Here is a 23,846-nt window from a genome sequence, read left to right on the forward strand (position 1 = left end):
TCATTTATTTCACAATACGTGCGTCTTCTAACGGCCAATATAACATATTAGCTTTACCAATTACTTGATCCATTGAAATCGTACCGATTGAACGGCTATCTTTACTAAAACGACGATTATCACCTAAAACAAATAATTGATCTTTTGGAACGGTTTTCTTGCCTGTCATTTCTTCAAGATTAAAATCATATGTAAGCGGTCCGTCAGCAATTTGCTTTTTCTGCTTGTCTAAATACGGCTCCTCATAAGCCTTTCCGTTAACATACAGTTTATCATTACGATACTCTATTTCATCGCCTGGCAGGCCTATAATGCGCTTAATGTAATCTTTATCTTCTGTTGCTCGAAATACGATAATATCAAAGCGTTTTGGATCTCCAATGTGATAACCAATTTTATTCACAATCATTCGATCACGATCATGTAAAGTAGGTGCCATCGATACCCCGTCTACGAGAATTGGCGCAAAGAAAAACTGTCTAATAACACCAGCTAATACAACAGCAATCAAAATTGCCTTAATCCATTCCCAAAGTGAACTCTTCTCTTTTTTCATGCATTTCCCCTCCACGGTTATGTAAACTGCTCGTATTATACCAAAATTTCATATAGATTGGAAAAAGGGAGCTTGTGCATTTACAAGCTCCCATACATGTCTTATCGAATTTCTTTAATACGTGCTTTTTTACCGCGAAGGTTACGTAAGTAGTATAACTTAGCACGACGTACTTTACCACGGCGAAGTACTTCGATTTTCGCGATTCTTGGCGTGTGAACTGGGAATGTACGCTCAACACCTACACCGTAAGAAATCTTACGAACTGTGAATGTTTCACTGATTCCGCCACCACGACGTTTAATTACAACACCTTCGAAAAGCTGAATTCTTTCACGAGTTCCCTCAACAACTTTTACGTGTACACGTAAAGTGTCACCAGGACGGAATGAAGGAAGGTCAGTTTTTAATTGGCCTTTTGTAATTTCTGCGATTAATTGTTGCATATTAAATTCTCTCCTTTAAACAGATGCTCTTATAAAGTCTTAATAAATTACAGCGGAACATCGTTAATACGGCTACTGATTTCAGTAGCACAAATGTTATAATAGCATATTACTAGGCCTGTTGCAATAGCAAATATATGAAGTTATTACTGCTCTCGCTTTATTTCCTCAAGCCATTTTTTCTCTTGTTTAGATAACTCTCTCTCATCTAACAAATCCGGTCTACGCGTATACGTTCGACGCAAAGATTCCTTATGTCGCCATTCATCAATGTTTTTATGATTCCCTGACATTAATACATCCGGTACCTTCATACCACGAAAATCAGCCGGACGTGTATAATGAGGATGCTCTAATAAACCTGTACTAAACGAATCCTCTACTTGTGAAGCATGATTTCCTAGCACACCTGGCAAGAGACGTACAACACTATCAGTAATAACCATAGAGGCTAATTCTCCGCCCGTTAATACATAGTCACCAATAGAAATCTCATCCGTTACGAGATGCTCACGAATTCGTTCGTCATACCCTTCATAATGCCCACATACGAAGATCAAATGTTCTTCCCCTGCAAGCTCTTCCGCTTTCTTCTGCGTAAATCTTTCGCCCTGCGGACACATTAAGACAACTCTAGGCTTACGCTCTGTCTCTTTCGTCAAATCTTCTACAGCATCAAAAATAGGCTGAGGAGTAAGCACCATACCAGCTCCTCCGCCGTAAGGATAATCGTCTACACTATTATGCTTACTTGTTGTATAATCACGAAAGTTAACAACACGAAGGTTTACCGCTTCTTTTTCTTGTGCCTTCTTTAATATAGAAGATCCAAATACACCGGTAAACATGTCTGGGAACAACGTTAAAATATCAATTTTCATTATAGCAGCCCTTCCATTACATGAATGGTTACTAATTTATTTTCAATATTAACTTGAAGTACAACGTCATCGATATAAGGAATTAAGAGATCTTGACCCTTCGGGCGTTTAATTACCCAAACATCATTTGCACCAGGAGATAGAATCTCTTTGATTGTCCCTAGCGCTTCTCCTTCTTCCGTTACAACACTGCAACCAATAATTTCATGATAGTAGTATTCACCTTCAGCAAGTTCACCTAACTGCTCTTCTGGTACTTTTATTAAAGAACCTTTAAACTTCTCTACTTCATCTACATTGTTATATCCTTCAAATGTTAATAAATCGAATGTCTTATGTTGGCGATGAGAAGTTACCTTCACCGGAAGGTAGTCTGTGCCTTTCTCATTCGATATGTATAACGTGTTTCCTACTTTATATCGCTCTTCTGGAAAATCAGTACGAGAAATAACACGGATTTCTCCTCTTACGCCATGAGTATTTACAATTTTCCCTACGTTAAACCATTTTGTCATAAATATTATGTCACCCCTGGTTTCTATATAAATTAAGCATCTCCATTTCACAGATGGAACATGCACTCTCTATTTAAATGTTAAAAAAGGGAGAGGAATAACTCCTCGCCCTTTTTTACGTTTATTGAATTTCCAGTGTTACTTTTTCATCATTATGATGTCCCACTGAATACAAGAGCATTCGAATCGCTTTCGCAACTCTCCCTTGCTTTCCAATGACTTTTCCAACATCCTCAGGATGTACAGTTAATCGATACTTTATCTCTCCGTTGCAAAGTTCCTGTGTAACTTTTACATCTTCAGGATAATCGACAAGAGGCTTGACAATCGTCTCGACTAACTTCTTCATAGTCATTGCCTCAATTACTTACCTTGTTTAGATAAGTGGAATTTCTCCATGATACCTTGGTTAGAGAATAAGTTACGAACTGTATCAGATGGTTTAGCACCATTTCCTAACCATTTTAATGCTGCTTCTTCGTTGATCTTAACTTCAGCTGGTTGAGCAACTGGATTGTAAGTTCCGATTTCCTCAATGAAACGTCCGTCACGAGGAGAACGAGAATCTGCAACAACTACACGATAGAAAGGAGTTTTTTTAGCTCCCATACGTTTTAAACGAATTTTAACTGCCATTTATAAAGCACCTCCGAATTTATTTCACACAGATAATTATATTAGCAAAAAGACTATTGCTTTGTAAAGTATTTTTTCTTAACAGAGCCATCTTTTTTTCCTTACATGAATGGAAACTTCAATCCACCTAGTCCTTTTTTCTTACCTTTTTGCATTCCCGTCATCGTCTTCATCATTTTTTTCATGTCATCGAATTGTTTAATTAGACGATTGATTTCTTGTACAGTTGTACCGCTACCTTTGGCAATGCGCTTTTTGCGACTAGCATTGATTATTTCCGGTTGTTCTCGTTCTAATTTAGTCATAGAACGAATAATTGCCTCAATATGCCCAATTTGTTTTTCATCAACTTGTGCATTTTTCAGCCCTTTAATTTTATTTGCACCAGGAAGCATTCCTAACAATTCATCAAGCGGCCCAAGTTGACGCACTTGTCCAAGTTGTTCTAGGAAATCGTCAAGCGTAAACGAAAGCGTACGCATTTTTTGCTCAAGTTCTTTCGCTTTCTCTTCATCAACTGTAGCTTGCGCTTTTTCAATCAATGTTAAGACATCGCCCATCCCTAAAATACGGGATGCCATACGCTCTGGATGGAACGCTTCAATTGCATCTAGTTTTTCACCCATACCAGCAAATTTAATCGGCGTGTTTGTTACAGCCTTAATAGATAATGCAGCACCACCGCGCGTATCACCATCTAATTTCGTTAATACAACACCTGTTAAACCTAACTGTTCATGGAAACTTTGCGCAACATTTACCGCGTCTTGTCCCGTCATCGCATCGACAACAAGGAAAATTTCATCCGGTTTCGCAACTTCTTTAACTTTCGCTAATTCATCCATTAGTTCTTCATCAATATGCAGGCGACCCGCTGTATCGATTAAAACATAATCGTGATGATCTTCTTTTGCTTTTGCAATCGCTTGTTTCGCAATTTCAACAGGACTTACTTGATCTCCTAAAGAGAATACAGGCATGTCCAATTGCTTCCCTAATGTTTCAAGCTGTTTAATCGCTGCTGGACGGTAAATATCCGCTGCAACAAGCATCGGTTTACGGTTATGCTTTTTACGAAGCAAATTCGCAAGCTTACCTGTCGTCGTTGTTTTACCCGCACCTTGCAGACCAACCATCATAATAACAGTCGGTGGCTTATTAGCAACAGCAATTTTGCTTTGCTCTCCGCCCATAAGTTCTGTAAGTTCTTCCTGTACAACTTTAATTACTTGTTGTCCAGGTGTCAAACTTTTCATTACATCTTGTCCGACAGCACGTTCAGACACACGCTTCACAAAATCTTTTACTACTTTAAAGTTAACATCTGCTTCTAAAAGAGCTAGACGAACTTCTCTCATCATTTCTTTCACATCGGCTTCAGAAACTTTTCCTTTGCCGCGGATTTTTTGCATTGTCTGTTGAAGTCGGTCGGCTAATCCTTCAAATGCCATATTGCCGCCCTCCTAATCTAATTTTTCGATAGCTTCAACAACTTGTTTCATTTCTTCATTCACATGCTCTTCTTCGCTGATTAGCTGTTTTAGCTTTGCAACAAGTCGCTGTCGCTCTTGAAACTTTTGAAGTAATACTAATTTTTCTTCATATTCTTCAAGCATCGCTTCAGTCCGTTTAATGTTATCATACACGGCTTGGCGACTTACATCAAATTCTTCCGCAATTTCACCAAGAGATAAATCATCTAGATAATAAAGCGACATATAACTTCTTTGTTTTTGCGTTAACAACGATTGATAAAAATCAAATAAATAGTTCATTCTCGTTGTTTTTTCGAGCATGTTGGATCATCCTTTGTTAAGTGATTTCCCTTTACATGAATTAGTTTACATGTAGTCCAAAAGAGTGTCAAGTTTTTTTCTTAACATCATATATTTTTTATAGAAAAAGAAGCGGAAATACCGCTCCTTTCACTTATACTTCTTCTGTTTCTACTAAGTTCGCAAATAAACCATACACATATTGTTCTGGATCAAACTGTTGCAAGTCATCCATTTGCTCTCCTAATCCAACAAACTTCACTGGTACATCCATTTCGTTACGAATCGCTAATACAATACCACCTTTAGCAGTTCCATCTAACTTCGTTAAAACAATACCAGTTACATTCGTTGCTTCACGGAATGTTTTCGCTTGGCTTAAACCGTTTTGTCCTGTTGTTGCATCAATAACAAGTAATACTTCATGAGGAGCACCTGGTACTTCACGCTCAATTACACGCTTCACCTTCTCTAATTCTTTCATTAAATTTACTTTATTTTGCAAGCGTCCTGCTGTGTCACATAGTAATACATCTACCTTACGTGCTTTCGCAGCTTGTACAGCGTCATACATAACCGCCGCTGGATCAGATCCAGATCCTTGTTTAATCACTTCTACACCAACGCGATCGCCCCATACTTCTAATTGTTCAATCGCTCCAGCACGGAATGTGTCTCCTGCCGCTAATAGGACTGACTTACCTTCTGATTTAAACTTATGCGCCAGTTTACCAATTGTCGTCGTTTTTCCTACACCATTAACACCAACAAATAAAACAACCGTTAATTGGTCCTCTTGCATATTAATTTCGTTACTAAAATCGCTGTCGCCTTTGTAAATTCCTACTAGTTTTTCTGAAATAACGGCTTGTACTTCTTTTGGATCTTGAATGTTACGACGTTGTACTTCTTCTTTCAATTGGTCAATTAATTCCATTACCGTCGCAACGCCAACGTCTGCACCGATTAAGATTTCTTCTAACTCTTCGAAAAAATCTTCGTCCACTTTACGGTAACGATAAACTAAATCATTCACTTTATCCGCAAATGAATTTCTCGTTTTTTCTAATCCTTGTTTAAATTTCTCTGTAACTGTATCCGTTTGTTTTGAAATTTTTTCTTTTAGTTTTTTAAAAAAACTCATACTTTCCCATCCTTCCTATTCACTTGCAATAAGTTCTTCTCCGGCGTCTAAACGAACCGAAACAAGTTTAGATACCCCTGATTCTTGCATTGTTACACCGTACAACACATCAGACTCTTCCATTGTACCTTTTCTATGTGTAATTACAATAAACTGCGTCTCATTACTGAATTTCTTTAAATACTGTGCAAAACGAGCTACATTCGCCTCATCAAGGGCTGCCTCTACCTCATCTAGTACACAGAATGGTACTGGGCGTACTTTTAAAATACCAAATAAAAGCGCAATTGCTGTTAAAGCACGCTCTCCACCTGAAAGTAAACCTAAGTTCTGCAGTTTCTTCCCTGGCGGTTGTGCTACAATATCAATACCCGTATTTAGTAAATCCTCTGGATTAGTCATTACTAAATCCGCTCTACCGCCTCCAAATAATTCAGAGAATACCGATTGAAACTCCATTCTAATGCCTTCAAACGTAGTAGAAAAGCGTTTTTTCATTTCTTCATCCATTTCGGTAATAAGCTGGTGCAATGTCGCTTTCGCTTCTTCTAGGTCGTCTCTCTGCTCTAGTAAGAATGTATGACGCTCCGCTACACGTTCATATTCATCAATTGCCCCTAGGTTCACTGTACCTAACTCTTCTATAGATAATTTGATTAATTTTACTTTCTTACGCGCATCTTCTGCAGGCATTGTCATTGTATATTTTAGTTTTGCCGCTTCAAATGAAATCGTATATGTTTCACGTAAATGTTGTAATCTATTTTCCAACTCTACATCAAGTCGATTTATTCTCACTTCTTGATCTTTCAACATTTCAAGAATATATTTATGTTTACCTGTCGTTTCTTTCAAATTGCGCTCTAAATGTTCTACCCTCTCTTGCAACGATACACGTTGTTCACGACGAGAGCGAATTAATTCTGAAGTTTGATTACGATCATATGCTTTCTTCTCAATCATATTCGTAATTTGCTCTTCACCACTTGAATTAGATGTCATTTCTTGTTTTAAGAACGCTAAATCCTCTTTCGTTTTTACAAGTGTCGCATCCGTTTCTTCTTTTTCCTTCGTCAATCGTTCAACTTTTTCTTTTTGATTAAATAAGCGTTGTTGCTTTTCAGCTACCAGCACTTTTAACTCCGTCATTTCTTTTTGAACTTTTTCTTTCGAAGAATGTTGCTCACTTTTTTGTTTTGTTAAAGCTACAATTTTACTATCTAACTTAGTGATATCAGCTTGAAGATTCGTTAAAATCCCTTCTAACTCCTCTTTACGCCCTTGCATTTTTACTCGATCTTGTAAAAACCCTTCAATCTCTAAATCATAAATAGACAATCGATCATTAATACGATGTTCTTCTAATTCTAGACGATTAATCTCTTCTCTTAATTTCTGCTCATCTACACGATCTACTTCTACAGTTTGCCTTAGTTCGCGTATTTTCACTTCTTTTTCTTGAATCTCTTGTTTTACTGCTTTAACAAAGTTTTCTAACTTCATTGTTTTTTCTTCCATATCAGTTAACTTGCGAGTCCACTCTTCCAGTTCACGTTGGCGTCCTAATAAAGAAGATTTCGCTTGCTTTACCGCCCCACCAGTCATAGAACCGCCAGGATTCACTACATCACCTTCGATTGTTACAATGCGATAACGGTATTGCAGTTGTTTCGCCAACTCATTTGCTCCGCGTAAATCTTTCGCAACAATAACCGTACCTAATAAATTTGAAACTACATTTTCATATTTATTGTTGTACTGCACAAGTTCTGCCGCCACACCTACAAACGATGGGTGTTGATTTGCAATGCGTAATTGCTCAAATGATAAAGACCTGCTTTTAATTACAGCTTGCGGTAAAAACGTTGCACGTCCATGTTTATTTTGCTTTAAAAATGCTATCGCATTACGAGCATGCTCCTCTGTTTGTACAACAATATGCTGCATCGCTGCACCTAGAGCAATTTCCATTGCAACTTCGTATTCTTTCGGTACCGTTAACAGTTCCGCAACAGCACCCTCGATACCTTGCAACCTATTTTCTCTAGCTTTCAATACTTCACGTACACCTTGATAGAATCCAGAATAATCTTCTTGCATCTCTTCAAGCATTTCTTTTCGAGAACGTGCCTGTTGCACAAATTGATATGCTTGATACAGTTTTGTTTCATTTTCACTATACTGCGTCTTACATTTCCCAAGCGCCGCCTCTGTCTTCTGTATGTTTGAGAGAATACCAGCTACTTTTTCTTTCGCTTGTTCGTAACTTTCTACAAGTTTCGTCTTTTTCGCTGTAATTTCCATACGCATTTCTACATATTTCGCATTCTCTTTATCTAGACGCTCGTTTTTAGACGTTTGCTGTTTAGATTGTTCTTCAATCATAGATAATTCATTACGATGACTAGCTTGTTGATTTAAAAGCTCAATATAGTCACCTTTTAAATTCTCAATCTGTTCCTCTAAATTGTCAGCAAAAGTAGCAAGCAGTTGCTCATTATCATGCAATTTTTGCTCCAACTCTTTTACTTCATTCACAAATTGCATTAAAGCTTCTGTACTTGACTCAATCTCACCATCGTAACTTTTAGCTTTCTCTGTTAATTCAACAATTAACTGCTCAAGTTGCGCACAATGCGTCGTAGCATTTTGCTTTCTCTCTTTTAACAACTCGCGCTGCCCTTCAAGTTTTTCTAGCTCTTTACTAGAAAGAAGAAGTACTTCTTGCAACGAGTCTACAGACTCATCTACCGCTTGTAATTGTCCTCGTAATTCCTCAAGCTCTTCTTCACTTTTTTGTAAATTCGTTGACATTTTAGCTTCTTCGTTTTTATTATGCCCAAACTGATTTCGAAGCGCTTCCCATTTCTCGTGCAATTCTTCAATTTCATGGACAATAAGCGCAGCTTCTACTTTCTCTAATTCTTCTTTATTCTCAAGATAATCTTTCGCAATAGAAGCTTGTCTTTCTAAAGGTTCTACTTGACTACTTAATTCATGAATTATATCTTGTACACGATTTAAGTTTTCTTGTGTTTCTGCTAATTTCCCTTCAGCTTTCTTTTTGCGAAGTTTGTATTTTAGTACGCCTGCCGCTTCTTCAAATACACCTCGACGCTCTTCTGACTTACTACTTAAAATCTCTTCCACTTTCCCCTGGCTAATAATTGAAAAAGCTTCTCTTCCCATACCAGAGTCCATAAATAAATCGATAATATCTTTCAATCTACATGATTGTTTATTAATATAAAAATCACTATCACCTGAACGAGATACACGACGTGTTACACACACCTCATTGTATTCAATTGGTAAACGTTGATCTTCATTATTTAAAGTTATTGTTACTTCAGCAACATTAACCGCTCTCCTCGTATCACTGCCTGCAAAAATAATATCCTCCATCTTTGCACCACGTAATGATTTTGCAGATTGTTCACCAAGTACCCAGCGAATTGCATCAGTAATATTACTTTTCCCGCTTCCATTAGGTCCTACTACAGAAGTTACACCTGGGACAAAATCAACAGATACACGCTCAGCAAAAGACTTAAACCCTGCTATTTCTAATCTTTTTAAAAACACGAAAGGCCTTCCTCCTATTCTCCGTCGTTATAAATGTTCTCTATACAAAAACAAGTATTATACGGATTTACCTTCTTTTTCATTATAAACAAAAAGAAAGTTTCATTCTATGCACAAGGAATCCCCCTCATTCAAAGGGGGATTCCTTATAGTTGTTCTTTTAATTTTTTCAATGCTTCTGCAGCAGCTTGTTGCTCTGCTTCTTTTTTCGACTTACCACTACCAAGACCTAAAGCTACGTTATTTAACGTAACACGTGACACAAATTCTCGATTGTGAGCTGGTCCTTTTTCTTGCAAAATTTGATACTCAACATTGCCACTGCCATCACGCTGAATCAATTCTTGCAACTGACTCTTATAATCCATCACATGAGAAAAAGCACCCTCATTAATTTTCGGATATACAATTTCTTTTAAGAATTCCCAAACTGTTTCTAGCCCTTGATCAAGATAAAGGGCACCAATAAACGCTTCAAAGACATCCGCTAATAAAGCTGGTCGTTCACGTCCACCTGTCATTTCTTCACCTTTTCCTAATAAAACAAGGCTACCAAATGACAATTCGTTCGCAAAACGAACAAGAGATGGCTCACATACAATAGCTGCACGTAGTTTTGTTAACTCTCCTTCGCTCATTGTCGGATATTTTTGAAACAGATACTGCGATACAGTCAGTTCCAATACTGCATCTCCAAGAAATTCAAGACGCTCATTATCTTCATGCGGTTTTTTTCGATGCTCATTCACATACGATGAATGCGTAAATGCTTGAATCAATAATTTTTCATCTGTAAACGTAATACCTATCTTTTCTTGAAACACTTTAAATGCTTCACGATATTTTGTTTCGTATTTTTTTTCTCTATATTTTCGGTACGGCATAGGTCCCTCCAGATATAAGCCAGAAAGCCCCGCTAAAAAACGGGACTTCACTTAAGCATTATAGATGACTCTCTATGTAAGTCACAGCATCGCCAACAGTAGCAATCTTTTCAGCATCTTCATCAGAAATTTCCATTTCGAATTCATCTTCTAATTGCATTACAAGTTCTACTACATCTAGGGAGTCTGCTCCTAAATCTTCCTTGAAGCTTGCAGCTGGTACTACCTCAGTCTCTTCTACTCCTAAACGATCAACGATGATTTTTGTTACGCGCTCTAAAACATCTGCCATTCCATTCACCTCCCCTCAAATATTATATTAAATATTGACCAAAAAAACTAGGTGAAATCGATTCTTTTATTACATTACCATACCGCCATCAACATTTAACGTTTGACCTGTAACATATTTGCTTTGATCAGAAGCAAAAAACGTTACAGCATTCGCGATATCTTTCGCTTCACCAAATTGAGCAGCTGGAATAACTTTTAACATTTCGGCTTTAATATTCTCATCTAGTACATCCGTCATATCAGTCGCAATAAAGCCCGGCGCAATTGCATTCACTGTAATATTTCGACTTGCTAACTCTTTTGCAGATGTTTTTGTTAATCCAATAACACCCGCTTTAGCAGCAACATAGTTAGCTTGTCCTGGGTTTCCTATAACACCAACAACCGAAGCGATGTTTATAATTCTACCGTGACGTTGACGCATCATATAACGAGATACTGCTTTTGTACATAAGAATACACCTTTTAAGTTTGTATTAATAACTGTATCCCATTCTTCTTCTTTCATACGCATTAATAAATTATCTTTCGTTACACCAGCATTATTTACAAGAATATCAACTTGTCCAAATGTATCTACTGTTTGTTTCACCATATTTGTAACATCATCAGCATTTGCAACATCTGCTCTTACCGCAATTGCATCAGAACCTAATTTTTTAATTTCATCTACTACTTCATTTGCTTTTTGTTCATTACCAGCATAATTTACTACTACATTTGCCCCTTGTTTCGCTAAATCAATCGCAATCGCGCGACCAATTCCACGTGAAGCGCCAGTTACTAATGCTACCTTCCCTTTTAACATCAGTTTTCTCCTCTCAAATTTGAAATGGTATCTTTTAATGTCTCTTCATCGTATATCGCATATGCTTTTACTGATGAATCAATTGACTTCATAAGTCCAGCAAGTACTTTTCCAGGTCCAATTTCAATAAATGTATCTACTCCCTGGTTCACCATATATTCAATAGACGGGTACCATAATACAGGCGAATAAAGCTGTTCGATTAACTTTTCTTGAATGTCTGCACCACGTGTAATAACTTCCGCCGTAACATTTGCAATAACAGGAATATTCGTGTCATGAATTGTAATTTCATTTAAAACACTTTGGAACTTCTCAGCTGCCGGCTTCATAAGTGAAGAATGGAATGGCCCACTTACTTTTAGTGGAATCGCTCTCTTTGCACCATTTTCTTTCGCTCTTTGAGAAGCAACCTCTACGCCTTGCTTCGTTCCAGAAATCACAATTTGCTTCGTACTATTCATATTAGCGATTTGCACTGCATATCCTTCACTTGTTACTTCTTCTGTAACTTGTTTCAGCATATGTGGGTCAGCACCTAATATAGCTGCCATTGCGCCTTCCCCGCCCGGAACAGCTTCTTCCATATATTCGCCACGTTTCCTTACAGCATATACAGCATCTTCAAAAGTTAATGCACCAGCTGCTACAAGAGCACTATATTCACCTAAACTATGACCAGCGACAAAGTCAGGTGTAATGTCATACTCTTTCAAAGCTGTCAAAATAGCAAAACTCGTTGTTAATAATGCAGGCTGCGCATTTGTTGTTAATGTAAGCTTTTCCTGCGGTCCTTCAAAAATCACTTCTGAAAGTGAATCTTCCAACACCTCATCTGCTTTTGCAAACACTTTTGCAACCTCTTTATTATTCTCTGCTAATTGTTTACCCATTCCAACTGCCTGTGAACCTTGGCCCGGAAAAAGAAATGCTATTTTTCCCATTTCAAATCCTCCTCTTATTGGAGTGACTCTTTCTCCATTACGCTTGAAATCGTAGGAATTACTTCTTTCGCTACCATTTCTCTCGTTTGACGAATCGCACTAAATATCGACTGATCATTAGAAGAACCGTGAGCCTTAATGACAGGTGCTTTCAATCCAAATAATGCAGCTCCTCCATACTCCGAATAATCCATTTTATCTTTTAATACCATAAGTTTTGGCTTTAATACCGCCGCTGCTAATTTGCTCGTAAATGAACTCATTAACTGTTCTTTCAACATAGAGAATAGCGCAAGTGCTGTTCCCTCTAATGATTTCAACGCTACATTCCCTGTAAAACCATCACATACAACAATATCTGCTACACCTTGCAATAAATCTCTTGATTCAACGTTCCCCACGAAATTAATTGGCGCATCTTTAAGCATTGCAAATACTTGCTTTGAAAGCTCGTTTCCTTTTCCATCCTCTGTTCCAACGTTTAATAGTCCAACGCGAGGATTTTCAATTCCTCTTACCTTCTCAGCATAAACAGATCCCATTACTGCATATTGATATAAATGAATTGGTTTTGCATCAACATTTGCTCCAACATCTAACATAACAAAACCTTTTCCATCTACAGTTGGCATTGTAGGCGATAAAGCTGGTCTCTCAATTCCTTCCATACGACCGACTACAAATAATCCAGCTGCCATTAAAGCTCCTGTACTACCTGCGGATATACAAGCGTCTGCTTCTCCATCCTTTACTTGTTGTGCCGCAAGCACCATTGAAGCTTGTTTTTTTCGACGAACCGCTCTTACTGGTTCCTCCGTTGATTCTATTTTTTCGTCTGTATGAAGAATAGTAATTCGTTCATCACTGGTTAAGTATTGACGAATTTCCTCTTCTTTCCCTACTAACGTAATATGTAAATCAGAATATTCCTTAATAGCTTTCATTGCCCCTAATACTACAGCCTTTGGAGCGTGATCTCCGCCCATTGCATCTATTGCGATTTTCATAAGTTGTTACCTTCCTCACTATAATTACTAGATCGATACATTTCAAAAGTGCCTGTAAAAACAAGTTCTTCTCCAACGAAGCTACGCACTTTGACAACCGTCCGTCCTTTATCATTCTCTACATCTTCAACGCGCGCTTTTGCAACAACACGCTCTCCTAATTTTACAGGGCGAATGTATCGAATGGTAGACTTTGCAGTTAAAGCTAATTCTTCATCAATAACCGCAACAGCTAGTGAGTTTGCTTGCGCAAACAGATGATGCCCACGAGCGATTTGATTTCTTTTAAATACATGTTCTATCTTTACTTCAAAGATAGAGATTGCATGTCTATCTAATTCAATATCAATAATTTCTCCAACAACCTCTTCTAACGGTAAAGATTTCACATCTTCTTCATGTTGCTTTGTAGCTACATGTTTAATTCTCTCTCTTAATTCAGGAATAGACAATTCCATACGATCAAGTCGTACCGTTTGTATACTCACTTGAAATTTTTCCGCTAAATCTTCATCCGTAATAAAAGGATTTGATTCGATTGTTTGTTGTAATAACTCTTGTCTTTCTTTTTTACTTCTTCTTTTTTTCATACCGCACCATCCATTTTTATGACTAGGTACTAACAGTAGTATATAATCATTAAAAGTAGAATGCAACAAAAACTTTTGTTGACTCCCTTTAATCGAGCTTCTCTCCTTGGAACACACCTGTCCCATCAAGATACGTACGCAAGGCAGCATACTGATCATTGTGCCAAAACGCTTCTGAATCTACTAGTATCGCCGCATCTTGCCTTGCCGTTTCTAACGCTCGATAATCATGTACCATGTCAGCAACCTTAAATTCTGGTAAGCCACTTTGCTTACTCCCAAAGAAATCTCCAGGACCTCGTAATTCTAAATCTTTTTCTGACAATACAAATCCATCATTTGTTTCAGTCATTATGCGCATTCTTTCTTTCCCTGTTTCTGATTTAGGGTCTGCTATTAATAAACAATATGATTGTTCACTACCACGGCCGACACGCCCTCTAAGCTGATGAAGCTGCGATAAACCGAAACGTTCTGCATCATAAATAACCATTACAGTCGCATTCGGTACGTTCACACCTACTTCAACAACTGTTGTCGATACAAGAATTTGTACTTTATTTTCACTAAACTGTCCCATTATCTCTTCTTTTTCCTGAGACGATAATCTCCCATGCATCAATCCAACTTGGCATTTCCCTTGGTAATGATGCGTCAGCATACTATGTAAGTCGATAGCATTTTGCACATCAAGTTTCTCAGATTCTTCAATTAGAGGACAAATAACGTATGCCTGTCTTCCTTTTTTTATCTCCTTTTCAACGAAACCGAGAACGCGATCTAACATATCATGTTTTGCCCAGTATGTTTCAATCACCTTTCTACCTGCTGGCATCTCATCGATTATCGAAACATCCATCTCTCCAAATGCAGTAATTGCAAGCGTACGCGGAATTGGTGTCGCTGTCATAAATAATACATCTGGACTTTCACCTTTCTCCCGTAAAACTCGGCGCTGCGCTACACCAAATCGATGCTGTTCATCTGTAATAACGAGACCCAACCTATGAAATATAACTTCATCTTGAATTAAGGCATGCGTTCCAACAAGAATATCTATTTCTCCTTGTTCTAACTTCGCTAAAATTTCTCGACGTCTCGCCCCTTTAACAGAACTTGTTAACAGTTCCACCTTCATACCAAAATGCGAAAACGTTTCAGCAAGCGACTGATAATGTTGCTCAGCTAAAATTTCTGTAGGAACCATTAAAGCACCTTGATAATGAGCTAATTTCGATGCATAAAGACCAATCGCAGCAACAACTGTTTTCCCAGAACCAACGTCACCTTGCAATAGTCGGTTCATCCGATAAGGAGATGTCATATCTTTCAAAATTTCATCTACAACTCGGCGCTGCGCACCCGTTAATGGAAACGGCAGTGCATCGATAAATTCTTGTAATTCTGCTGACGGAATCTCTTTCTTCGTCCCTTTTGAATTTTCCCTCTCCATTTTCCGGAGCGTTTGCATTTTCAGCTGAAATAAGAAAAATTCTTCATATACAAAACGGCGACGCGCTTGCTTCAAATCTTCCTGTCCTACCGGAAAATGCAATGCCCTGAGCGCTTCATATCTTGGTAATAATTTATATCGCCCTAACAAACCATCCGGTAACACTTCGACTATAGAATCTCCATATTCCTTTAACGCTTGAGCAATAAAACGACGCATCTGTTTTACTGTAAGTTTCCCCTTTACTGAATAAACAGGTTCCACTTCTTGTTGACGTACAACCGGTCCAAAATGAAGTTCTGATACAGCAATTGTTTGACGATGTTGATCCCATTTACCAGTAATCGTTATCGTTTCATCTAACTTTAATTTTTGCTTATAGTAAGGCCTATTAAAACATACCGCCGTAATTAAATAACGACCGACGAGAACACGAACTGTTAAACGCGATTTCTTCTTACCATAATATTGCAGCAAAGGAGCACTATGAACCTTCCCTTCAACCGTTACACGTTCATCATGCTTTACTTCAGCAAGATCTTTCATCGCATAATCTTCATAACGGTATGGAAAATGTTCTAATAGATGAGAAACTGTATAAATACCCATCTCATGTAGTAACTCAGATGTTTCTCCTCCGATCCCCTTTACATCCGTAACAGGAACTTGTACAACATCATTCAAGATTCTCACACCCCGTCACATTATTTTCTTTATTGCATTTTATTTGAGTACCAATTAGCATCTGTAATCGCTCTCTTTCACCTTATATATTCTATCATAGGCATTCTAAGAGAAACTACTCAAATCCCTTATATAAAACAAGTAAAAAAGAGCCTCACTATTAGCAGCAAGGCTCTTTTCTCTCTTCAATATGCTAGCCTTTTGAATAAAAACTAGTAATAAACTTCATATTACTACTTCTTATCCATTAGCAAGTAAGTAATCCATTTATTTTCAAAACGAATCTTATCTTATTCTACAGAGAAGATGAAAGAATACACTGGTTGGTTTCCAGCATGTACTTCTACTTCTGCATCTTCAAATTTCTCTTCTACAAATTCAACTAACTCCGCTACTTCTTCATCAGTTGCATCTTCCCCTTGTAGAATCGTTACGATTTCAGAATCTTCATCAATAAGCGCTTCTAGTAATTGCTTCGCAGCTCCTACTTTTTCAGCATTTGTAGATACAATTTTCCCATCTGCAATACACATGAAATCATCTTTTTGAATTGCTACACCATCAATTTCCGTATCACGTACAGCATACGTAATTTGACCTGTTTTCACATGAGATAAAGCTTCTTGCATGTTTTCTTCATTCTCTTCTAACGTTCCAACTGGGTTAAATGCTAACATTGCTGCCATACCTTGAGGAACTGTTTTCGAACGAACAACAATAACTTCTTGATCTACAACTGATGCCGCTTGTTCTGCTGCCATTACAATATTTCCGTTATTCGGTAAAATAATGATTTTTTCAGCATTTGCTTCTTCAATTGCCTTCACGATATCCTCCGTACTTGGATTCATCGTTTGACCACCTTCGATAACTTTCGTTGCGCCAATGCTCTCAAATAAAGTTTTAATACCAGAACCCATAGCTACAGTTACGATACCATATGGTTGTTTTTCTTTCGATTGAGCTGGTTGCTCAGGAACCATAGTAGGTTCATCTAACAAAGCAGTATGCTGTTCACGCATATTTTCTACTTTAATCTTAATTAAACTACCGTATTTTTGCCCGTAGTTCATAGCGTCTCCAGGATGTTCTGCATGGATATGAACTTTTACAATTTCATCATCAGACACAACTAGTAGAGAATCACCATATACACTAATATCTTCACGGAATTTTTGTTCAGAGAAATTATGCTCTTTCACCTTTTCAGCCTCTAATTTCACCATGAACTCCGTACAATATCCATACTTAATATCTTCTGTACTCAATTGGCTTTGTACACTACGGTGATGTTCTGCGCGTACCATTTCATTCATAGATGGTTGCGTCGGTGCATCAGAAGAAATCGTTTCTCCTTTTAAGTCAGCTAAAAACCCTTCGTATACCACTACAAGACCTTTACCACCGCTATCTACAACGCCAACTTGTTTTAATACAGGTAATAAATCTGGCGTACGATTTAACGATGCGTTTGCTTCTTTCACAACGTCTTCCATAAACAAAACAAAGTCGCGCTGTTTTTTCGCAACTGTTACTGCATATTTACCCGTTTCTCTTGCAACCGTTAAAATCGTTCCTTCAATCGGTTTCATAACCGCTTTATAAGCCGCCTCTACTCCAGCTTCTAGTGCTGCAGCAAAATCAACTGTTGTTAATTCTTCTTTTTGTTCAATGGATTTAGAGAAACCACGGAACAACTGAGATAAAATAACTCCAGAGTTACCACGAGCTCCCATTAATAATCCTTTGGCTAAACTTACGCCGACTTTACCAGCATGCTGTGAAGGATTTGCTTTCACTTCACGCGCACCTGAAGTCATAGATAAGTTCATGTTTGTACCGGTATCGCCATCTGGAACTGGAAATACGTTTAATGCATCAACAAGCTGAACATTATTTGTTAAATTATTCGCTCCTTGCATGATCATTTGTGATAAACGTTTTCCATCAATTTTTTGAATTGACACAGATTTTCCTCCTTAATGCACATTACAAGTTTATTACTTTAACTCCTTGTACGTAGATGTTTACAGAATCTACTGCTAGTCCTACAGTTTGATCTAATGTATATTTCACTTTCGTCTGCACATTATGTGCCACTTCTGAAATTTTCGTACCATAGCTCACAATAATATACATATCAATATGTACTTCATCTTCATCTTTACGAACAATAACACCTCTAGTGAAGTTTTCTTTTCGTAAAATGTCTGTTAATCCATCTTTTAACTGATTTTTTGATGCCATACCTACGATACCGTAGCAATCTACCGCGGCACCTCCAGCAATTGTTGCAATTACATCTGTACTAATATCAATTTGACCGTACTTCGTTTTAATTTCAATTGACATCTCGTTTCCCCCTTCATAAATGGTGAAAGTGAGCTAGACTACTTTAGTTACTATCATATAATCTTTTTAAAGAAAATTCCATCGTTCTTTCTTTTCACTCTCATATTTTATGTTTTAAATTACACTTTTTTATGATGAGCAAAATAGTCCATTGTTATTATACAACATGTACCACTATAATATGTCAAGCAATTTTTATGGATTTCAACTTTTCTTCATTGACATATAGTGTCAAGTAAATTTTCTTGATTTCTTTTTTCTACGGTGTTGCATTCTCTTTTTAGTTGTGTTAAATTATAGTAGTGTTTTTAGCATCGCATAAAAGACTAACATTGAAAAATTACGTATGGTAAGGTATCAAGGGAGGGAAATATAAATGGCTCGTGTTTGTGCTATTACTGGAAGAAAAGCTCGTTCTGGTAACTCTCGTTCTCACGCAATGAACGCTACAAAACGTAAGTGGGGCGCTAACCTTCAAAAAGTTCGCGTACGCATCGACGGAAAAGTTCAACGTGTTTACGTTTCTGCTAGAGCATTAAAATCTGGCAAAATCGAACGTGTTTAATAATAAAAAAAAGAGCCGATAGGCTCTTTTTTTACTATAACAATGGAAAAAGCACCGGTGATAGGTGCTTTTTTTAATCTTTTTTGAAGGTATTTAACATTGCACGAACAATTCCACCAAGAAATTTAGGTAACTTAATTGTATAAAATCTCATGGTTTCCCTCCTAATCCCCATTACTCCACTTGGTCACTATATGATGTAAGGAGCAAAATTGTTTCTTCAATCAGTGCTTCTTATCAACATTAATATGCCAGAAGTAAATGAAAAAGTACCTTTTTCCTCAACGAGTTCGTTACTAATACAAAGTGTCGATCCCCACTCTATTGTTTTATTAGTAAGCGGGTACTTAAAACCAAACAATGTAATCCCTTCCACTATTTCAGTAACTGGTACAAAAGATACATAAGGAAAATTTTTATTTTCTTCAATTATATGTGTACCCACTTTTTTAACTGTTATTTCATTTTTATTGTCCACAATACACATTTCTATCTCTACTTCTAACCCTTTTAAAAGCATCTGTATATTTGCCAAACCGTGATCAAGCCTTCCACCGGTAGCACCAAAAATACGAATTAGTGCCGGCTTCTGTCCTAATGCCCAGTTAATTGCAATTTCTAAATCCGTTTGATCTTTTTCTCGCGGAACAATATGTAATTCGTTCGTTTGCTGTCCCATCCATACTAATTCTTCTTCGGTAACTGAATCGTAATCTCCAAACGCAACAGCCGGTGTAATCCCTTTCTTTAATAGACGGTATACTCCCCTATCAACCGCTGCCCACACTACTTCCTCATCCTCATATCGAGCAAAATCTGCACAATATTCCGAAGGTCCTCCTGCCAAAATATGAATAATCATTTTTTCTTCCCCTTCCATTGTAAAAAGGCAATCTGCCATTCGGTAGATTGCCTTTTTACATATTTTTACGCCATCCTATGAATACCTTACTAGGATAAAGTTCATCACTACCCACGAATTACGCGAATTGCTTCACCGCGGTCTTTTTGATTGTATACTGCTGATCCAGCTACAAGTACATTTGCTCCTGCTTCCACACAAAGTCTTGCTGTTTCAGCATTTACACCACCATCAACTTCAATTTCTACTTCTAGATTGCGCTCTTTCACCATGTCTGCAACTTGTTTAATTTTCGGTAATACAGAATGGATAAACTTCTGTCCACCAAATCCAGGGTTTACTGTCATAAGTAATACCATATCTATATCTTCTAATACATGCTCAATTACTGAAACTGGCGTATGTGGATTTAATACAACGCCCGCTTTAATACCATGAGATTTAATTAACTGAATTGTACGATGTAGATGTGGACACGCCTCTACGTGAACAGTAATAATATCCGCTCCCGCTTGTGCGAAAGTCGGGATATAGTTATCAGGATTTTCAATCATTAAATGTACATCTAATGGTAATGATGTAATTGGACGGATAGCTTCTACAATTAACGGTCCAATCGTAATATTTGGTACGAAATGTCCATCCATTACGTCAACGTGAATGTAATCCGCTCCGCCCTTTTCTACATCTTTAATTTCTTCCCCTAATTTTGAAAAATCTGCTGATAAAATCGATGGTGCAATTTTAATCATAACTAATACCTCGGCTTTCTCTCTCTAATTTCTTCTACGAATTGTTTATAGTTCTTATAGCGATATTCTGTAATCTTCCCTTCTTCAACCGCAGCTTTCACCGCACATTTCGGTTCAGAAAGATGTGTACACCCTCTAAATTTACAGTATTGGCTCGCTTCTTTCAACTCTGGAAAACAATATGTAAGATCTTCTACTTCTATATCAATGAAATCTAGTGAACTAAAACCCGGTGTATCTGCTACTAGTCCACTCCCAATTGCAATTAATTCTACGTGTCTTGTCGTATGCTTCCCGCGTCCTAAATGGGAGGAAATATCATTTGTTTTCAGCTCTAATTCTGGACGTAGCACATTAAGCATTGAAGATTTCCCCACACCAGATTGACCCGCAACGACAGAAACACAATTTTCTAAGTATGGTTTTAATATATCAATACTTTCTGACGTATTAATAGAAGTAAATAAAACATCATAACCCATCTCACGATAATCATTCGCATAAGCTTCAACAGTTGCTTTCATCTTTTCATCTACTAAATCCATCTTGCTAATACAAATAATTGGCTTAATGTTATGATATTCAATCAGCACTAAAAATCGATCTAACAGTCCAGGATTAAAATCTGGTTCTACTGCAGAGAACACAAGGATCGCTTGATCGACATTAGCAATAGGAGGTCTAACAAGTTCATTTTTTCGATCAAACACTTCAAGCACATAACCTTCAGTTGGATTATCTGCCTGAAAAACAACTTGGTCTCCTACAAGTGGTGTAATTTTATTTTTTCTAAATACACCTCGTCCACGACATTGCGTAACCCCTTCTTCATGCTGCACGTAATAAAACCCACTTAAAGCTTTTATAATTTTTCCTTCTGGCATAGAATTCTCCTTTTTTTGTATAAGGTGATGCTGAATTTAAAAATGAATGGATTTAAATTTTCTAAATAACGATTTCAAAACCTACCATATATACTTTCGCTAATATACATTAAATTTCCCATTAAATGCAAAAAAATATTTACAGCTGCATCACGTTACTAGCTTTTTGAATCATATATTTTTGCCTGCTATACCGTCCACTTTGTAGACAGCATAACAGGCAATAATAATAAGTAGACTTTCACTATTATTGAGTTGGATATGGTACTTCTTTATCAATAATCGTTACTCCATCTCGTACAATTTTATAGTGTCCCTTTGAACCTTCTTGAATTACAAATTCTAAAGAAATAGTCGCTGATTCAGTAATTGTTCTCGTTTCAACCGGTCTATCCATTTTTTGCTGCATGTCTTCTTTATAAATTTCTATTGTTTGCGGCTTTTTTTCACCTGTTACAGCAGGCTCATATGGGATAGAGATATTGTCCAATTTTACCGTTTTAGTCACTTTAGGCTTTTGACCATCAGAGATAATAATAGTTACTTTATCTCCCTCTTTTAATGGTGTACCTGGTTTTGGAAATTGCGAAATTACAAGTCCTTTTTCGACTGTATCTGAATACTCTCGTTTTATATCTGACGTTAGTTTTCTCTCATTCAAATAACCAGTTACACTATTTTCAGTCCACCCCGAAAAGTCACCTGGTCTAATTTGATAAGGACCTTTACTTACCCAGATTTTCAGTTCTTGCTCCGCTTCTATAACCATTTGATCAGGCGTCGGAATTTGCTCTACAATTTCACCTTTCGGCTTATCATTTTCAATATAATTTACTGTAACTTGTTTATATTTTTCTTCTAACTCAGCTTTTACACTCTCAAAGTTTTGCCCTGTGAAATTCGCCATCTTACTTTTCTTTTTCCCACCTGATTGATAGATAGTAATTTTAGCGTTTTCTTTTACGACTCTTCCTGCTACAGGGTCCGTTTTTATTACATCCCCAACTTCAACATCATCTGTATATACAATATTAGGCTCCGTCACCTCAAAGCCCTTTTCTACTAATGTATTTACAGCTGTCGTGTATTTCATACCAGCCACATCAGGAACTTTCACATCTTTCGGAATAAATAATCCTGGAATAACCGTAAGCGCTAATGTTATTCCTATTGCTAAAAATAAAAATGTTGAAATTAAAACTTTAAGCCACTTGTTACTCCGTTTTTTCTTCTTATCTAACTCAGCTGCTTCTGCTCTTATCGGTTCTTCCACCTTACTCCCTTTTAAAACAATCGTTTCATCACTTACATTTTCAAATAATTGTTCTTGTTGAATAATCGGAATCGCTTTCGTCGCTTCCATATCTTCTGGTATGTAAAACGGTTGCTCATTTATCCTCTCTGGATATAGCGCAGTTTCAATATCTCGCTTCATCGCATTGGCAGATTGATATCGATGGAACGGATCTTTTGCAGTTGCTTTTAATATAATATTTTCAACACTTTGCGGAATATTTTCATTCCATCTTTTTGGTGATGGGATTTCACTTTGTAAATGTTTTAAAGCTATAGCAACAGCAGATTCGCCAGAAAACGGTTGTCTTCCTGTTAACAATTCAAACATAACTATCCCAAGAGAATAGATATCTGATTGTTTATTTGCTATTCCGCCACGTGCCTGTTCTGGTGATAAATAATGGACTGAACCGAGCACTGAATTTGTATGTGTAATTGTTGTTGCACTTGTAGCTGTCGCAATTCCAAAATCTGTTACTTTTATTATTCCATCAGCTCGAATTAAAATATTGTGCGGCTTTATATCACGATGCACAATTTCAAAATGATGGGCGTGTGCCATAGCGGATGTTAACTGCTCCATAATATCAAGAGCTTCTCCTATAGGTAACATCCCTCGCTCAATTATGTATTGCTTCAATGTTTGTCCTGGTACATATTCCATGACAAGATAGTATATACCATCTTCTTCTCCGACATCATACATATTCACAATATTTGGATGCGACAACGTTGTAACAGACTGCGCTTCTCGATGGAAACGTTTAATAAACTCTTCGTTATTTGAGTAGTCGAGTCTTAATATTTTTACCGCTACATCTCGGCCAAGTATATCATCATGAGCTAAATATACATTGGCCATTCCGCCACCACCAATCATTTTCAGCAGCTTATAACGGTCATTTAAGCGTTTTCCAATCAGCACGTTGCACT

Annotated in this window: 25 protein-coding genes; 1 reads left to right on the forward strand and 24 read right to left on the reverse strand. The window is 37.3% G+C overall.

Annotated elements, in window-relative coordinates; translation table 11 throughout:
• Positions 1-4 precede the first annotated feature (4 nt).
• The 19 genes from lepB to ACUL40_RS11465 form a co-directional block, all read right to left on the reverse strand.
• Entirely contained in the window at positions 5-556 is a 552-nt protein-coding gene (lepB, locus tag ACUL40_RS11375) for a signal peptidase I (RefSeq protein WP_000711853.1), read from the reverse strand.
• A 101-nt stretch (positions 557-657) separates the two neighbouring features.
• Positions 658-1,002 carry a 50S ribosomal protein L19 gene (rplS, locus tag ACUL40_RS11380; RefSeq protein WP_001186516.1) on the reverse strand — a complete coding sequence of 115 codons (345 nt, stop codon included), beginning with the start codon at positions 1,000-1,002 and terminating at the stop codon, positions 658-660.
• A 146-nt stretch (positions 1,003-1,148) separates the two neighbouring features.
• Complete coding sequence (gene trmD, locus ACUL40_RS11385) at positions 1,149-1,883, reverse strand: tRNA (guanosine(37)-N1)-methyltransferase TrmD (protein ID WP_000686903.1); 735 nt, start codon at positions 1,881-1,883, stop codon at positions 1,149-1,151.
• The gene (rimM, locus tag ACUL40_RS11390) at positions 1,883-2,398 is read right to left on the reverse strand and encodes a ribosome maturation factor RimM (RefSeq protein ID WP_000170278.1); all 516 of its coding nucleotides are present in this window, start codon (positions 2,396-2,398) and stop codon (positions 1,883-1,885) included. Before rimM ends, trmD begins: the two co-directional genes overlap by 1 nt.
• Before the next feature lie 121 nt (positions 2,399-2,519).
• The gene (locus ACUL40_RS11395; RefSeq protein WP_000737401.1) at positions 2,520-2,747 is read right to left on the reverse strand and encodes a KH domain-containing protein; all 228 of its coding nucleotides are present in this window, start codon (positions 2,745-2,747) and stop codon (positions 2,520-2,522) included.
• A 14-nt stretch (positions 2,748-2,761) separates the two neighbouring features.
• Complete coding sequence (gene rpsP / locus ACUL40_RS11400) at positions 2,762-3,034, reverse strand: 30S ribosomal protein S16 (protein WP_000268750.1); 273 nt, start codon at positions 3,032-3,034, stop codon at positions 2,762-2,764.
• A 101-nt stretch (positions 3,035-3,135) separates the two neighbouring features.
• Positions 3,136-4,485 (reverse strand): signal recognition particle protein, encoded by a 1,350-nt coding sequence (ffh, locus tag ACUL40_RS11405; RefSeq protein ID WP_000863460.1) that lies wholly within the window; start codon positions 4,483-4,485, stop codon positions 3,136-3,138.
• Positions 4,486-4,497: 12 nt separating this feature from the next.
• On the reverse strand, positions 4,498-4,830 hold the full coding sequence (locus ACUL40_RS11410) for a putative DNA-binding protein (protein ID WP_000891062.1): 333 nt from the start codon (positions 4,828-4,830) through the stop codon (positions 4,498-4,500).
• A gap of 133 nt (positions 4,831-4,963) precedes the next feature.
• Positions 4,964-5,953, reverse strand: coding sequence for a signal recognition particle-docking protein FtsY (ftsY, locus tag ACUL40_RS11415; protein WP_000007655.1), 990 nt, complete (start codon positions 5,951-5,953; stop codon positions 4,964-4,966).
• A gap of 15 nt (positions 5,954-5,968) precedes the next feature.
• Positions 5,969-9,538, reverse strand: coding sequence for a chromosome segregation protein SMC (gene smc / locus ACUL40_RS11420; RefSeq protein ID WP_445422643.1), 3,570 nt, complete (start codon positions 9,536-9,538; stop codon positions 5,969-5,971).
• 146 nt (positions 9,539-9,684) lie between these two features.
• The gene (gene rncS, locus ACUL40_RS11425; RefSeq protein ID WP_001146875.1) at positions 9,685-10,422 is read right to left on the reverse strand and encodes a ribonuclease III; all 738 of its coding nucleotides are present in this window, start codon (positions 10,420-10,422) and stop codon (positions 9,685-9,687) included.
• Positions 10,423-10,480: 58 nt separating this feature from the next.
• Positions 10,481-10,714 carry an acyl carrier protein gene (acpP, locus tag ACUL40_RS11430; protein WP_000786062.1) on the reverse strand — a complete coding sequence of 78 codons (234 nt, stop codon included), beginning with the start codon at positions 10,712-10,714 and terminating at the stop codon, positions 10,481-10,483.
• A 69-nt stretch (positions 10,715-10,783) separates the two neighbouring features.
• A complete protein-coding gene (gene fabG, locus ACUL40_RS11435; protein ID WP_000911773.1) occupies positions 10,784-11,524 on the reverse strand; it encodes a 3-oxoacyl-[acyl-carrier-protein] reductase in 741 nt (246 codons plus the stop codon).
• Positions 11,524-12,468: an ACP S-malonyltransferase gene (fabD, locus tag ACUL40_RS11440; RefSeq protein WP_000515899.1), complete on the reverse strand. Its 945-nt coding sequence runs from the start codon at positions 12,466-12,468 to the stop codon at positions 11,524-11,526. Before fabD ends, fabG begins: the two co-directional genes overlap by 1 nt.
• Positions 12,469-12,482: 14 nt before the next feature.
• Positions 12,483-13,475, reverse strand: a complete 993-nt coding sequence (gene plsX / locus ACUL40_RS11445; RefSeq protein WP_063220787.1) for a phosphate acyltransferase PlsX — start codon at positions 13,473-13,475, stop codon at positions 12,483-12,485.
• Positions 13,472-14,065, reverse strand: coding sequence for a transcription factor FapR (gene fapR / locus ACUL40_RS11450; RefSeq protein WP_000747348.1), 594 nt, complete (start codon positions 14,063-14,065; stop codon positions 13,472-13,474). Before fapR ends, plsX begins: the two co-directional genes overlap by 4 nt.
• A gap of 88 nt (positions 14,066-14,153) precedes the next feature.
• Positions 14,154-16,202: an ATP-dependent DNA helicase RecG gene (recG, locus tag ACUL40_RS11455; protein ID WP_001000816.1), complete on the reverse strand. Its 2,049-nt coding sequence runs from the start codon at positions 16,200-16,202 to the stop codon at positions 14,154-14,156.
• Between the two features lie 290 nt (positions 16,203-16,492).
• Complete coding sequence (locus ACUL40_RS11460) at positions 16,493-18,169, reverse strand: DAK2 domain-containing protein (RefSeq protein WP_000027129.1); 1,677 nt, start codon at positions 18,167-18,169, stop codon at positions 16,493-16,495.
• Between the two features lie 22 nt (positions 18,170-18,191).
• The gene (locus tag ACUL40_RS11465) at positions 18,192-18,554 is read right to left on the reverse strand and encodes an Asp23/Gls24 family envelope stress response protein (RefSeq protein WP_000021109.1); all 363 of its coding nucleotides are present in this window, start codon (positions 18,552-18,554) and stop codon (positions 18,192-18,194) included.
• Positions 18,555-18,930: 376 nt separating this feature from the next.
• Here ACUL40_RS11465 and rpmB point away from each other — a divergent pair, with 376 nt between their 5' ends.
• A complete protein-coding gene (gene rpmB / locus ACUL40_RS11470) occupies positions 18,931-19,119 on the forward strand; it encodes a 50S ribosomal protein L28 (protein ID WP_000124776.1) in 189 nt (62 codons plus the stop codon).
• Between the two features lie 73 nt (positions 19,120-19,192).
• On the opposite strand, the gene spoVM is transcribed toward rpmB, so the two are convergent.
• The 5 genes from spoVM to pknB form a co-directional block, all read right to left on the reverse strand.
• Complete coding sequence (spoVM, locus tag ACUL40_RS11475; protein WP_001213599.1) at positions 19,193-19,273, reverse strand: stage V sporulation protein SpoVM; 81 nt, start codon at positions 19,271-19,273, stop codon at positions 19,193-19,195.
• Positions 19,274-19,339: 66 nt separating this feature from the next.
• A complete protein-coding gene (locus ACUL40_RS11480) occupies positions 19,340-20,020 on the reverse strand; it encodes a thiamine diphosphokinase (protein ID WP_002026234.1) in 681 nt (226 codons plus the stop codon).
• Positions 20,021-20,088: 68 nt separating this feature from the next.
• Entirely contained in the window at positions 20,089-20,733 is a 645-nt protein-coding gene (gene rpe, locus ACUL40_RS11485; protein WP_000589974.1) for a ribulose-phosphate 3-epimerase, read from the reverse strand.
• A 2-nt stretch (positions 20,734-20,735) separates the two neighbouring features.
• Entirely contained in the window at positions 20,736-21,617 is an 882-nt protein-coding gene (rsgA, locus tag ACUL40_RS11490) for a ribosome small subunit-dependent GTPase A (RefSeq protein WP_001113932.1), read from the reverse strand.
• A 247-nt stretch (positions 21,618-21,864) separates the two neighbouring features.
• Positions 21,865-23,838 carry a Stk1 family PASTA domain-containing Ser/Thr kinase gene (pknB, locus tag ACUL40_RS11495; RefSeq protein ID WP_000904747.1) on the reverse strand — a complete coding sequence of 658 codons (1,974 nt, stop codon included), beginning with the start codon at positions 23,836-23,838 and terminating at the stop codon, positions 21,865-21,867.
• Positions 23,839-23,846: the final 8 nt, after the last annotated feature.

Source organism: Bacillus sp. KNSH39 (genome assembly GCF_052656585.1).